This is a genomic window from Salipiger sp., from assembly GCF_059781815.1.
The window spans coordinates 3,290-16,060 of sequence record NZ_JBYNAH010000112.1; the positions used below are offsets into that span (position 1 = coordinate 3,290).

General features: G+C 68.1%; 14 protein-coding genes. 3 read left to right on the forward strand and 11 right to left on the reverse strand.

All coding sequences use genetic code 11. The features are described 5' to 3' along the window. From AC6RA4_RS14020 to AC6RA4_RS14035, 4 genes are all read right to left on the reverse strand, one after another. A partial coding sequence (locus tag AC6RA4_RS14020) for an ATP-binding cassette domain-containing protein (protein ID WP_500161282.1) occupies positions 1-758 on the reverse strand: 758 nt, incomplete at its 3' end. Further along, a complete protein-coding gene (locus tag AC6RA4_RS14025; RefSeq protein ID WP_500161284.1) occupies positions 755-1,570 on the reverse strand; it encodes an ABC transporter permease in 816 nt (271 codons plus the stop codon). The genes AC6RA4_RS14020 and AC6RA4_RS14025, both read right to left, overlap by 4 nt. Then, positions 1,567-2,511 (reverse strand): ABC transporter permease, encoded by a 945-nt coding sequence (locus tag AC6RA4_RS14030; RefSeq protein ID WP_500161285.1) that lies wholly within the window; start codon positions 2,509-2,511, stop codon positions 1,567-1,569. The genes AC6RA4_RS14025 and AC6RA4_RS14030 overlap by 4 nt, the downstream gene beginning before the upstream one ends. A 39-nt stretch (positions 2,512-2,550) precedes the next feature. After that, positions 2,551-2,994, reverse strand: coding sequence for an NUDIX domain-containing protein (locus tag AC6RA4_RS14035; RefSeq protein WP_500161287.1), 444 nt, complete (start codon positions 2,992-2,994; stop codon positions 2,551-2,553). A 104-nt stretch (positions 2,995-3,098) separates the two neighbouring features. Here AC6RA4_RS14035 and AC6RA4_RS14040 point away from each other — a divergent pair, with 104 nt between their 5' ends. Further along, positions 3,099-4,238, forward strand: coding sequence for an alpha-D-ribose 1-methylphosphonate 5-triphosphate diphosphatase (locus AC6RA4_RS14040; protein ID WP_500161288.1), 1,140 nt, complete (start codon positions 3,099-3,101; stop codon positions 4,236-4,238). Positions 4,239-4,249: 11 nt separating this feature from the next. Here AC6RA4_RS14040 and panC read toward each other — a convergent pair whose 3' ends face one another. Together panC and panB are read right to left on the reverse strand one after the other, a co-directional pair. Then, positions 4,250-5,092 (reverse strand): pantoate--beta-alanine ligase, encoded by an 843-nt coding sequence (gene panC / locus AC6RA4_RS14045; protein ID WP_500161290.1) that lies wholly within the window; start codon positions 5,090-5,092, stop codon positions 4,250-4,252. After that, complete coding sequence (panB, locus tag AC6RA4_RS14050) at positions 5,089-5,922, reverse strand: 3-methyl-2-oxobutanoate hydroxymethyltransferase (RefSeq protein ID WP_500161291.1); 834 nt, start codon at positions 5,920-5,922, stop codon at positions 5,089-5,091. Before panB ends, panC begins: the two co-directional genes overlap by 4 nt. Positions 5,923-6,055: 133 nt before the next feature. On the opposite strand from panB, the gene AC6RA4_RS14055 reads away from it, so the two are divergent. Then, the gene (locus AC6RA4_RS14055) at positions 6,056-7,540 is read left to right on the forward strand and encodes an ABC transporter substrate-binding protein (RefSeq protein ID WP_500161293.1); all 1,485 of its coding nucleotides are present in this window, start codon (positions 6,056-6,058) and stop codon (positions 7,538-7,540) included. Positions 7,541-7,581: 41 nt separating this feature from the next. On the opposite strand, the gene AC6RA4_RS14060 is transcribed toward AC6RA4_RS14055, so the two are convergent. The 5 genes from AC6RA4_RS14060 to folK form a co-directional block, all read right to left on the reverse strand. Then, positions 7,582-8,433, reverse strand: a complete 852-nt coding sequence (locus tag AC6RA4_RS14060) for a DMT family transporter (RefSeq protein ID WP_500161295.1) — start codon at positions 8,431-8,433, stop codon at positions 7,582-7,584. 40 nt (positions 8,434-8,473) lie between these two features. Continuing rightward, positions 8,474-9,127 (reverse strand): DUF2062 domain-containing protein, encoded by a 654-nt coding sequence (locus AC6RA4_RS14065; RefSeq protein ID WP_500161296.1) that lies wholly within the window; start codon positions 9,125-9,127, stop codon positions 8,474-8,476. A 79-nt stretch (positions 9,128-9,206) separates the two neighbouring features. Then, positions 9,207-11,345, reverse strand: a complete 2,139-nt coding sequence (locus AC6RA4_RS14070; RefSeq protein ID WP_500161298.1) for a RelA/SpoT family protein — start codon at positions 11,343-11,345, stop codon at positions 9,207-9,209. 37 nt (positions 11,346-11,382) lie between these two features. Beyond that, positions 11,383-11,736, reverse strand: a complete 354-nt coding sequence (rpoZ, locus tag AC6RA4_RS14075; RefSeq protein WP_500161300.1) for a DNA-directed RNA polymerase subunit omega — start codon at positions 11,734-11,736, stop codon at positions 11,383-11,385. Positions 11,737-11,815: 79 nt separating this feature from the next. Then, positions 11,816-12,382: a 2-amino-4-hydroxy-6-hydroxymethyldihydropteridine diphosphokinase gene (folK, locus tag AC6RA4_RS14080; protein ID WP_500161302.1), complete on the reverse strand. Its 567-nt coding sequence runs from the start codon at positions 12,380-12,382 to the stop codon at positions 11,816-11,818. Positions 12,383-12,521: 139 nt separating this feature from the next. On the opposite strand from folK, the gene AC6RA4_RS14085 reads away from it, so the two are divergent. Next, a partial coding sequence (locus AC6RA4_RS14085) for an NYN domain-containing protein (protein WP_500161304.1) occupies positions 12,522-12,771 on the forward strand: 250 nt, incomplete at its 3' end.

Sequence of the window (12,771 nt, forward strand, 5' to 3'; positions counted from 1 at the left end):
GATTTCATCACCGCGATGCGGTCGGCCATCTCCGAGACCACCGCGAGATCATGAGTGATCATCATCAGCCCCATGCCCTCCTCGCGCACCAGATCGCGCAGCAGGTCGAGGATCTGCGCCTGCGTGGTGACGTCGAGCGCGGTGGTGGGCTCATCGGCGATCAGCAGTTTCGGGCGCAGGGCGATGGCCATGGCGATCACCACCCGCTGGCGCTGGCCGCCGGAGAGCTCATGCGGGTAGCGCGAGGGCGGCACCCGTTCGGGTGGCAGGCCGACGCGGGCCAGCATCTCGGCGGCGCGGGCGTTGGCCGCGGCGCGGGGCATGGCCTTGTGCACGAGGATGGTCTCGGCCACCTGCGCGCCGATGCGCTGCACCGGGTTGAGCGCGGTCATCGGCTCCTGGAAGATCATGCCGATCTCGCGGCCCCTGAGGGCGCAGAGCTGGCGCTCGGAGAGCGTGCAGAGATCGGTGCCGTCGAGGCGCAGCGCGCCGGTGGTTTCCGCACCTTGCGGCAGGAGCCCCATGGCGGCGAGCGCGGTCATCGACTTGCCGGAGCCCGACTCGCCGGTCAGCGCGACGATCTCGCCCGGGGCGATGGTGAGGGTGAGGTTTTTGAGGATCGGCTTACCGTGGATCGCGAGCGAGAGGGCGTCGATCTCGAGCAAGTGGTTCGAATCGGACTGCGTCCGATCCGACCGGGGCGAGGGGCGCTGCCCCTCGCGCTCCCCGAGGTATTTGGAAACCAGAGAAGGGGTCATGTGCGCACTGCCCCCAGCCTCGGATCGAGCCGGTCGCGGAGGCCGTCGCCCAAGAGGTTGAGGCCGAGCACGGTCAGGACGATGGCGAGTCCTGGCAGGATCGCCACGTGGGGGGCGAGGGCCACCATGGTCTGGGCGTCGGCCAGCATGCGGCCCCAGGACGGGATCGGGGGCTGGGCGCCGAGGCCCACGTAGGAGAGGCCGGCCTCGGCGAGGATACCGAGCGAGAACTGGATGGTGCCCTGCACGATCAGCAGGTTGGCGATGTTGGGCAGGATGTGTTCGGCACTGATGCGGGGGGCGGACTTGCCGGCGGTGCGGGCGGCGAGGATGAACTCGCGGCGCCAGAGGCTCAGCGCCGCGCCGCGTGACAGGCGGGCGAAGACCGGGATGTTGAAGATGCCGATGGCGATGATGGCGTTGAGCGCGCCGGGGCCGAGGATGGCGGTGATCAGGATCGCGATGACGAGGCTTGGAAAGGCGAAGATCAGGTCGTTCATCCGCATGATCGCCTCGTCGAGCCAGCCCCCCGAACGCGCCGCCGCCGCCAGGCCCAGAGGCACGCCGAGCCCCAGCCCGATGCCCACCGCCACCAGCGCCACGGCGATCGAGGTGCGGGCGCCGACCATGATCAGACTCGCCATGTCGCGGCCGAAATGGTCGGTGCCGAGCCAATGCGCCCACGAGGGCGGCTGCAGCCGCTCGGTGATCGCCACCGTGTCGGTCGGATAGGGCGTCCAGAGGAAGGAGAGCAGGGCCGCGCCAAGGAAGAGGGCCGTCAGAAGGCTGCCGAGGATCAAGTTGCGGCTCATCGGCGGCTCCTCAGGCGCGGGTCGACCGCGGCATAGGCGAGATCGGTGAGGAAGGTCACCACGATCACCGCGAAGACCAGCAGCATCACCACCGACTCGACCACGATCAGGTCGCGCTGGGTGATGGCCTGGAAGATCAGCCGCCCGAGGCCGGGCAGGAAGAACACCTGCTCGATGATGATCGCGCCGGCGAGCAGGAAGGAGAATTGCAGGCCGATGATGGTCAGCACCGGGATCAGCGCATTTCGCACCCCGTGGCGCCACAGCGCCTGCCGGCGCGAAAGCCCCTTGGCGCGGGCGGTGCGGATGAAATCCTCGTGCAGGATGTCGATCAGCGCCGAGCGCATGACCCGGGCGAGGATCGCCGCCTGCGGCAGCGCCAGCGCCACCGCCGGCAGTGTCAGCGCCTTCAGCCCCTGCAGCGGATCGTCCCAGCCCGGGAAACCGCCGGCGCTGAACCAGCGCAGCTTTAGCGCGAAGAGCAGCACCAAGAGCATGGCGAACCAGAAATTCGGCACCGCGACGCCCAGCTGCGTCGCGCCCATCACCGCCACGTCGCCGGGCTTGCCGCGGCGGGCGGCGGCGAAGATGCCCGCCGGGAAGGCGATCAGCGTCGAGAGCAGCAGCGCGTAGAGCGCCAGCGGCAGCGAGACCTGCACCCGCTCGGCCACCATCTGCGCCACCGGCGCGCGGTAGGTGTAGGATGTGCCGAAATCGCCCTGCACCATGCCCGTGACCCAGGCGAGGTAGCGCTCATGCACCGGCAGATCGAGCCCGAGCTCGGCGCGCAGGGCGGCGATGGTGTCGGGGCGGGCGTTGATGCCCAGCATGAAGCTCGCCGGATCGCCCGGGGCGACCTCGACCACGACGAAGATCACCAGCGAGGCGACGGCGAGGCTCAGCGCGAGGATCAGCAGCCGTTTCAGGGCGTAGGCCAGCATCGGGCATCTACCCGGCCACTACGGCAGAGAAAGCGCCGCTCATGAGGCCAGCAGCTCGAGCGGGTCGTAGCCCGGGCCGGTCTCCCAGGCCACCTTCGGCAGGCTGTCGGGCTTGTAGCGCAGCCCTTTCATCTCGTCGCGGGTCACGAAGCGGCGGGTGTGCACGACGCCCTCCGGGTCGCGCCAGTCGTCGGAGAGGACGCCGTCGGTGATCTCGCAGCGGAAGAACAGCTCGACCTGGTGAAAGCCGGTCTCGGGGGCGTGGTATTCGTTGACCAGGCAAGGCAGGCCCACGCGCACGGTCAGGCCGGTCTCCTCATGCACCTCGCGGGCGAGGTTGTCGGGCAGCGAGGCGCCCTTCTCGACGCCGCCGCCGGGGGCGCACCAGAGATCGCTCTTCTGCCCGGGCCAGGCGTTGACCAGCAGCAGGCGGTTCTCGTGCAGGATGATGGCGCGGGTGGCGAGGCGGGGTGAGGTCGACATGGGGCGGAGATTTGCACCTTTCGCGCGGCGGTGGAAGGCCGTATTCCCACGCCCATGATCCGCGTCTCCCACCTGCCACTCCGCCCTGCCAAGGGGGTCTCAAGATGATCGAGCTCTGCTTCGAGAATGCCCGCGTGATGCGCCCGGGTGGCTGGGATGACGCGCCGCTTTCGGTGAGCGGGGGCGTGATTGCCGACGCAGCCACGGGGCGGCGGGTGGATCTGGGCGGCTATGACATCCTGCCGGGCATCGTCGATGCCCATGGCGACGGGTTCGAGCGCCACATGGCGCCACGGCGCGGGGCGCTGCGCGAGCGCGACGCGGGCATGGTGGCCTGCGCCGCCGAGCTGGCGGCGAACGGCATCACCACGGCGATGCTGGCGCAGTTCTGGTCCTGGGAAGGCGGGATGCGCGGGCCGGACTTTGCCGAGGAGGTGTTTGCCTCGGTGGCCGAGGTGGCGCCGACGGTGCCGGTGGACCTGCGGCTGCAGCTGCGGCTCGAGACCCATTACCTCGACGCCTTCGCCCGCGCCGAGGAGGCCATCGCGCGCTGGGGCATCGGCTATGTGGTGTTCAACGATCATCTGCCGCACGCGCGGCTTGCCGAGGGGCGCAAGCCGCCGCGGCTCACCGGGCAGGCGCTGAAATCGGGCCGCTCGCCCGAGACCCATCTCGCGTTGATGCAGGCGCTGCACGCCCGAAGCGACGAGGTTCCGCAAGCGCTCGACGGGCTCTGCGCACGGCTGGCCGCACGCGGCTGCCGGATGGGCAGCCATGACGACCGCAGCGCCGAGGGGCGTGCGGCGTGGCGCGCGCGCGGCGTGCGGGTGTCGGAATTCCCCGAGACGGTGGAGGCGGCGAAAGCCGCCCGCGCGGGTGGCGACGCGGTGGTGCTGGGCGCGCCCAACGTGGTGCGCGGGGCGAGCCATGCGGGCAACGTCGCGGCGAGCGAGCTGATCGGGCTGGGGCTCTGCGATTCGCTGGCCTCGGATTACCACTACCCCGCCCCGGCGCGCGCCGCATGGCGCTGCGTCGAGCTTGGCCTGCTGGACGAGGCGCAGGCGTGGCGGCTGGTCTCGGAGGGGCCGGCGCGGCTCCTCGGCCTTGAGGATCGCGGCCGGCTGGAGCCCGGCCTGCGCGCCGATCTGGTGGTGATGGACCGCGCCACCCGCCGCATCGTCATGACGCTGGCGGGCGGGCGCGTGGCGTGGCTCTCGGGCGAGATCGCCGGGCGCCTGCTCTAGCGCGAGACGCCTCAGCCCACCGCGATATTGTCGATCAGGCGCACGCCGCCCAGCCATGCGGCGGCCAGAAGCCGCGCAGGGCGGTCGAGCGTGACCATCGGCGCGAGCCCGTCAGCGGCGCGCAGCTCGAGATACTCGACCCGCTCGAAGCCGGCCGCGAGGATCGCCGCCTCGGCCTCGTCGCGCAGCGCTTCGACCGAGCCGCCACCGCGCAGCCCCTCGGCCATCGCCAGCATGGCGCGGTTGAGCGCCGGTGCCGCGGCGCGGGTCGCCTCGGGCAGCAGCACGTTGCGCGACGACAGCGCCAGACCGTCGGGCTCGCGCACCGTCTCGCAACCGATCACCTCGATGGGGATGTCGAGATCGCGGGCCATGCGGCGCACCACCTGCAACTGCTGGTAGTCCTTCTCGCCGAAATAGGCACGGTCCGCGCCGGTCTGCAGGAAGAGCTTCGAGACCACCGTGGTCACGCCGTCGAAATGCCCGGGGCGGAAGGCACCGCAAAGCCCCTCGGTCAGGCCTTCGACCGCCACCGAGGTGGCAAAGCCGTCGGGATAGATCTGCTCGGGCCCCGGCACGTAAATCACATCCACCGCGTAGGGCGCGAGCTTCTCGGCATCGGCATGTTCGGTGCGCGGGTAATTCTCGAGATCGGAGGCGCTGTTGAACTGCTTGGGGTTGACGAAGATCGTCACGATCACCCGGTCGCAGCCGGCCTTGGCGGCCTCGACGAGGCTCAGGTGCCCGGCATGGAGAGCGCCCATGGTCGGCACCACGCCGACGCTCTCGCCGGCGCGTTTCCAGCCGGCGAGGCGGTCACGCAGCTCGGCCTTGGTGCGCAGCATCTCGGTCATGGTTTCGCTCCCGGGGCGGTATCGGCAAAGACATGTTCGGCGGCGGGGAAGGCGCGGCTCCGCACCTCCTCGGCATAGGCGGCGATGGCGGCCTCTGCCTCGTCGCCGAGCGTGGCGTAGCGCTTGACGAATTTCGGCTTGAAGGCGGTGAACAGCCCCAGCATGTCGTCGACCACGAGGATCTGCCCATCGCAGCCCGCCGAGGCACCGATGCCGATGGTGGGGATCGGAAGCTCTGCGGTCACCCGGTCGGCGAGCCCCTGCGGCACCTTCTCGAGCACCACGGCAAAGGCCCCTGCCCCGGCCACGGCGCGGGCATCGGCCATGAGTCGGTCGCCGGCGCTGCCGCGGCCCTGCACCTTGTAGCCGCCCAGCGTGTTGATGGATTGCGGCGTGAGACCGACATGCGCCATCACCGGGATGCCGCGCGCGGTCAGGAAGGCGATGGTCTCGGCCATGCTCTCGCCGCCCTCGAGCTTCACCGCGCCGGCACCGGTCTCGGCCATCAGGCGGGCGGCGTTGCGAAACGCCTGCTGCGGGCCTTCCTCGTAGGAACCGAAGGGCATGTCGACGACCATCATCGCGCGGCTGAGCCCGCGTTTGACCGCCTGCGCATGCAGGATCATCATCTCCATGGTCACGCCAAGCGTGCTCTCGAGCCCGTGCAGCACCATGCCGACGCTGTCGCCCACGAGGACGAAATCGCAATGCGCGTCCATCATCTTGGCCATCGGGGTGGTGTAGGCGGTCAGGCTGACCAGCGGCACCCCGCCCTTGCGGGCACGGATGTCATCCGGCAGCGGGGCCGACTTTCGCGCCGTTGCGCTCATTGGCGTCTCCTCCTCGTCAACAAGGCTGGCGTCGTCTAGCAGCCTGCCCCCTCATATTCCAGTGTGCATGTGCTTGCACCGGCGGGGAAATCGGGCACACTTCGCGGCATTGCCCCCGCAACGGAGTGCCCTGATGTCCCGCCCCTTCTCTTACCTCGCCCCGGCCGCCGCCGCTCTGCTGCTTTCGGCGCAGGTGCTGAGCGCCCAGCAGACCGACCTGACCATCGCGCTGCAGCTCGAGCCGCCGCATCTCGACCCGACTTCGGCCGCCGCCGGTGCCATCGACAGCGTGCTCTATTCCAACGTTTTCGAGGGGCTGACGAAGTTTACCGAGACCGGCGAGATCGTGCCGGGCCTGGCCGAGCGCTGGGACATCTCCGAGGACGGGCTCACCTACACCTTCCACCTGCGCGACGGCGTCACCTTCCATGACGGCAGCGCAATGGACGCAGAAGACGTCAAGTTCAGCCTCGACCGCGCCCGCGGCGAGGACAGTCTCAACGCCCAGAAGGCGCTCTTCGAGGGCATCGCCGAGGTCACGGTTGTCGACCCGCTGACCGTCAAGGTCACGCTCTCCGAGCCCGATGGGAATTTCCTCTTCAACATGGCTTGGGGCGACGCGGTGATCGTGGCCCCCGAGAGCATCGAGGGCATCCAGCAGAGCCCGGTCGGCACCGGGCCCTTCACCTTCCAGCACTGGGTCACTGGCGACCGCATCGAGATGAGCCGCAACGAGGCGTATTGGGGCGAGGCGCCGGCGCTCGAGGCGGTGACCTTCCGCTTCATCTCGGACCCGACGGCGGCCTTCGCGGCGATGATGGCGCAGGATATCGACGCTTTCGCGGGCTTCCCGGCGCCCGAGAACCTCGCCATGTTCGAGGCCGACCCGCGCTTTCAGGTGCTGGTGGGCTCGACCGAGGGCGAGACCATCCTCGCGATGAACAACGGCGACGATCATTTCGCCGACCCGAAGGTGCGCGAGGCGGTGGCCCATGCCATCGACCGGCAGGCGATCATCGACGGCGCGATGTTCGGCTACGGCACGCCCATCGGCACCCATTTCGCGCCGCACAATCCCGATTACGTCGACCTGACCGAGCTGTCCTCCTACGACCCGGAGCTTGCCAAGACACTGCTGGCGGATGCGGGCTTTCCGGAGGGCTTTACCACGACGCTGAAGCTGCCGCCGCCCTCCTACGCCCGGCGCGGCGGCGAGATCATCGCGGCGCAGCTGCGCGAGGTCGGGATCGAAACGCAGATCACCAATCTGGAATGGGCGCAGTGGCTCGAGGAGGTGTTCCGCGGCAAGGATTTCGGCCTCACCATCGTGTCGCATACGGAGCCCTTCGACATCGGCATCTACGCCCGGCCCGACTACTACTTCCAGTATGACAACGCCGCGTTTCAGGAGCTGATGACCACGCTCACCGGCACCACCGACCCGGCGGTGCGCTCGGAGCTGATCAAGCAGGCGCAGACGATGATCGCCGAGGATCACGTCAACGGCTACCTGTTCCAGCTCGCCTTCCCGACGGTCGCCGATGCGCGGCTCGAGGGGCTGTGGCAGAACCAGCCGACGCAGGCGACCGACCTCACCGGGGTGCGCTGGACGGAGTGAGCTCCCGAGCGGCAGGCGCGCGCGGCGAGCGCCGCCGCGTCTCACCACCGCCGCAGCGGCACCACGGAGACGGTCACGCCGCCCAGCACCAGCAGGGCGGCGAGCGCGAAGCGGGCGGTGAGGGCCTCGCCGAGGAACACCATGCCGCCCGCCATGGCGATCACCGGCACGGTGAGCTGCGCCACGGCGGCCACCGAGCCCGGCAGCCGCGGCAGCACCGCGTACCAGAGCGCGTAGCCCAGCCCCGAGGTCACCGCGCCCGAGACCACCGCGAGCGCCACCGCGCCCGGGCTCCAGGGACCGACCGAGCCCGCGAGCATCAGGCCAAGCAGCACGACCAGCCCGAGACCGGCCGCCAGCAGGAAGTTGGCCGCGGTCGAGACCAGCGCCACCTCGGCCTTGCGCCCTGCCAGCGAGTAGACGCCCCAGCCGAAGCCCGCCAGCAACATGGCGAGCGCATGCGGCAGGCTCGGGGCGGCGCCGCCGCCCGGCCAGAGCAGCCAGACCAGCCCGCCAAAGGCCAGCCCCGCGCCAATCCAGCGCTGCGCCGGCACGCGCTCGCCGCCGGCCACGCTGCCGCCAAACATCGTCACCTGCACCATGCCGAAAAGCAGCAGCGCCCCGAGCCCCGCCGGCATCCCGAGATAGGCCAGCGAGAAGCCGTAGATGTAGAGAAACAGGCCCGCGACCCCGGCGAGCCGACCCGCCCCGCCAAGCCTCAGCCGGCCCTGCCGTGCCAGCACCAGCGCCGCCAGCATGACGGCGCCCGAGAGAAGGCGCAGCGTGCCGAAGCTCACCGCGTCGATGCCGCCCGAGGCCAGCGCTGCCCGGTTGAGCACGGAATTGGCCGCGAAGGCGATCATGGTCAGCGTCACCAGAAGGAACAGTCGCATATGGCTCGGGCCTCCTCCCGCTGCGCCGGACCCGGGCGCGTCACTCTCTCGGGCTGCCGCCCTCGGCCTGGGTCTGCTTGCTTTTCAGCGCCGCGAGCTTGGACTTGAGCGCCCCGCGCCTCCGGCTCTGGTAGGCGCGGATCACCGGCACCGTCAGGTAGTAACAGACCAGCCCGCTGATGATCCCGGGCAGGATGCCCCCGATCAGGTAGGGATAGAACACCTTGTCGTAGAACAGGATCAACTCGGACCAATTGGTCGGTTCCCCGGTGAACCACGCCACGAGGTTGTGCCACAGATCGCCGCCGGCATAGGCGAAGCGGTCGAGCACCGATTTGTGGTCGGGCTCGTGCCGGTCGATGCCGAGAAACCAGTAGCCGGTGCGCAGCGAACTGAAGGCGATGGGCACATAGGTCAGCGGGTTGCCGAAGAACGTCGCCAGCAGCGCCGCGAGGATGTTGCCGCGCAGCGCCTTGGCGATCAGCGCCGCGACGACGAAATGCATGCCGTAGAACGGGGTGAACGCGGTGAAGACCCCGGCAAAGACGCCCCGGGCGATCTTTTCCGGCGGATCGGGCAAGCGGTGCAGACGGTGCTGGATGTAGCGCGCGGCGCGCCCCCAGCCTCCGCGCGGCCAGAAGAACTCGACCACGATCCTCCAGACAGGTCGTCTGTCACGGCGTTTGAAGACCAAAGGCCCGTCCCGTCCAATCCTCCGCAGCCCCTCGGGGCCGCAATTTCCTTCAGTCGCGACCGTGGCCGGCCGCGTCCCCTTACTGAGCCGCCGTCGGGAGCGCCGTCAGCGAGGCATCCCGCCGGCGGTGCACGGAGGCAACGTCGCTCTCGGCTTCGAGGGCGGAGATCACCGAGTGAAGGTGCTCTGCATCCCGGAACTCCACATCCATGCGCAGGCGGAAGAAATCCGGTTTGCGGTCCACGAAGACGAGGTCCGAGATATTGGCCATCCGCTCGCCGATCAAGGTGCAAACCCGCCCCAGCACCCCGGCATCGTTGCCGATGGTCAACTCGAGGCTTACATCATAGGCGGCGGGGTGAGTGCCCTCCTCCCAGCGCAGGTCGACCCAGCGGTCGGGCTGGTCCTCGTAGGCGGCGAGCGACTCGCAATCGATGGCGTGTACGAAGACGCCCTTGCCGCGCTGGGTGATGCCGATGATGCGTTCGCCCGGCAGCGGCTGGCAGCAGCGCGCGCGGGTAAAGCCGGTGCCCGGCTCGAGCCCGATCACCGCGCGATGGGCATCGACCTGCGCATCGTCTGCGGGGCCGAGATCGGGGTAGACCGCGTGCACCACCTCGCGCGAGGTCAGCTCGGCGCTGCCGAGCCGCGCCAGAAGCTCGTCCTTGTCCTCGAGCCGCAGCGTCTGGGCCGCCTTCTCGAGCACCTTGTCGGTGGCCTTCTTGCCGACATGCTCAAAGGCCGAGCGGGCGAGTTCGTGACCCAGCCGCACGAAGCGCTCGCGCCCGGCCTCGCGCAGGGCGCGGCGGATCGCGGTGCGAGCCTTGCCGGTGGTCGCGATGTCGAGCCATGTCGCCTGCGGCGTCTGGCCCTCGGCGGTGATGATCTCGACCGACTGGCCGTTCTTCAGCCGGGTCCAGAGCGGCACCCGGATGCCATCGACCTTGGCACCCACGCAGGCCGAGCCGATGCGGGTGTGGATGGCGTAGGCATAGTCGAGCGGCGTCGCCCCGCGCGGCAGTTTCACCACGTCGCCCTTGGGGGTGAAGCAGAACACCTTGTCCGAGTACATCTCGAGCTTCACCGCCTCGAGGAACTCGTCATGGTCCTGTTCGCTGTCGAACTGCTCGGTCAGCGAGGCGATCCAGCGCGCCGGATCGACGGCGAACGGGTTCTCGGCGCGCTGGCCGTCGCGGTAGGACCAGTGCGCGGCAACGCCGGTCTCGGCGACCTCGTGCATCTGCCGGGTGCGGATCTGCACCTCGACGCGCTTGCCGTCGCGGCCCGACACGGTGGTGTGGATCGAGCGGTAGCCGTTGGACTTGGGCTGGCTGACATAGTCCTTGAAGCGCCCCGGCACCGCGCGCCAGCGCTGGTGGATCACCCCGAGCGCGCCGTAGCAGTCCATGTCGTTGCGGGTGATAACACGGAAGCCGTAGATGTCGGACAGGCGCGAGAAGCCCATGCCCTTTTCCTGCATCTTGCGCCAGATCGAGTAGGGCTTCTTGGCGCGGCCGAAGACCTCGGCCTCGATGTCGGCCTCCTCGAGCTCGTGGCGCATGTCGCCGGTGATCCGGTGGATAACGTCGCCGGCCTCTTTCTGCAGGGTGATGAAGCGGCGGATGATCGAGGCGCGGCCTTCGGGGTTGAGCACCCGGAACGCCAGATCCTCGAGCTCTTCGCGCATCCACTGCATGCCCATCCGGCCCGCAAGAGGCGCGTAGATGTCCATCGTCTCGCGCGCCTTCTGGATCTGCTTCTCGGCGCGCATCGCCTTGATGGTACGCATGTTGTGCAGACGGTCGGCGAGCTTCACGAGGATCACCCGCAGGTCCTTGGACATCGCCATGAACAGCTTGCGGAAATTCTCAGCCTGCTTGGTCTCGGAGCTGGACAGCTGCAGGTTGGTCAGCTTGGTGACGCCATCGACCAGATCGGCGACATCCTCGCCGAACCGGTCGGCGATGTCGCGATAGGAGGCGCGGGTGTCTTCGATGGTGTCGTGCAGAAGCGCCGTGATGATGGTCGCATCGTCGAGCTGCTGCTCGGTCAGGATCGCGGCCACGGCGACCGGATGCGTGAAATAGGGCTCGCCGGAATGGCGCATCTGCCCTTCATGCATCGCGCGGCCGAACTCATAGGCCGCGCGGATCAGCTCTTCGTTGGTCTTGGGATTGTAGTTGCGGACCAGTGCAACCAGGTCTTCCGCCGCAATCATGGGCGCCTATCCTTCACCTGGCCCGCATCCGCGGGCCTCAGCCCTCGCCCTGGGCCTCCATGAGCGCGCGCAGGAGCTTTTCTTCGGACATGTCGTCCTCGACCGGCTTGTCCTGCTCGGCACCCATGAGAAGCGCCATGCTGTCTTCTTCGGGCTCGTCGACCTCGATCTGGGTCTGGTGGCTCTCGATCAGACGCTCACGCAGCTCGTCAGCCGACTGGGTCTCCTCGGCGATCTCGCGGAGGGCGACCACCGGGTTCTTGTCGTTGTCGCGGTCCACCGTGATCGGGCTGCCGGATGCCACTTCGCGCGCACGATGCGCGGCGAGCATCACCAGCTCGAACCGGTTCGGGACCTTGTCGACGCAATCTTCTACCGTCACGCGGGCCATATGCGTATCACCTATTCGGGTTATCCGTCAGAAAGTGAATCCCTACAGCGTCGCTGGGGGAAAGACAAGCGCGGATCGCTCATAGAGGCTTGACTTCCTCGCGCGCCTCGACCGGCAACGCAGCGCAGAGCTCGCGCACGGTTTGCCCGAGCAAGGGATGCCGCCAATCCGGCGCCACATCGCAAAGCGGGACGAGCACGAAGGCGCGTTCGTGCATGCGCGGATGCGGGAGAATCAGTTCCTCCGGAGAACGGGTTTTCTGCTCCTCGAGAGCCAACATTCTCCAATATGAATGTGACGTGGCGTCAGGAAACACATCCTGACCGTGTGCCAAAAGGTCCAAATCGAGACTCCTGCTGCCCCACCTCTGCTGCCGTTCGCGCCCGAACTTGTGCTCGATCCGGTGCAGCAGCGCGAGCACTTCCCGCGCCGGCATCGGGCCCTCAGAGACGAGACAGGCATTCACGTAGTCCGGCCCAGCTCCCGCGGGAAAACAAGGTGTTGCATAAAACCGGCTGACCCGTGTGACCCCCTCCCCCACCGCTGACAATTCCGCAATCGCGGCGCGAATTGTTTCCAGAGGAGAGCCAATTTCCGAGGATAGGTTCGCGCCCAATGCAATCAACTTTTCTTGTTCCAAGGCCACGTTTGGTCTATCCTTTCGGACTATGTGTTGCGGCTTGTAACGCCGATCAAATATCTTAATCTTTGAAGACTGAGTGCGCCAGACACTCATCACTCACACTCACGGACATTGGCGCGCTCCATTGCTGAAAGGACATTTGATGTTTTACAAGGACGAACGGCTTGCGCTGTTCATAGACGGGTCGAACCTGTATGCCGCCGCGAAAGCGCTCGGCTTCGACATCGACTACAAACTCCTCCGACAGGAATTTGTACGCCGGGGCAAGATGGTTCGCGCGTTCTATTACACTGCGCTGCTGGAAAATGACGAGTACTCGCCGATCCGCCCGCTGGTGGACTGGCTGCACTACAACGGCTTCACCATGGTGACCAAGCCGGCGAAGGAATACA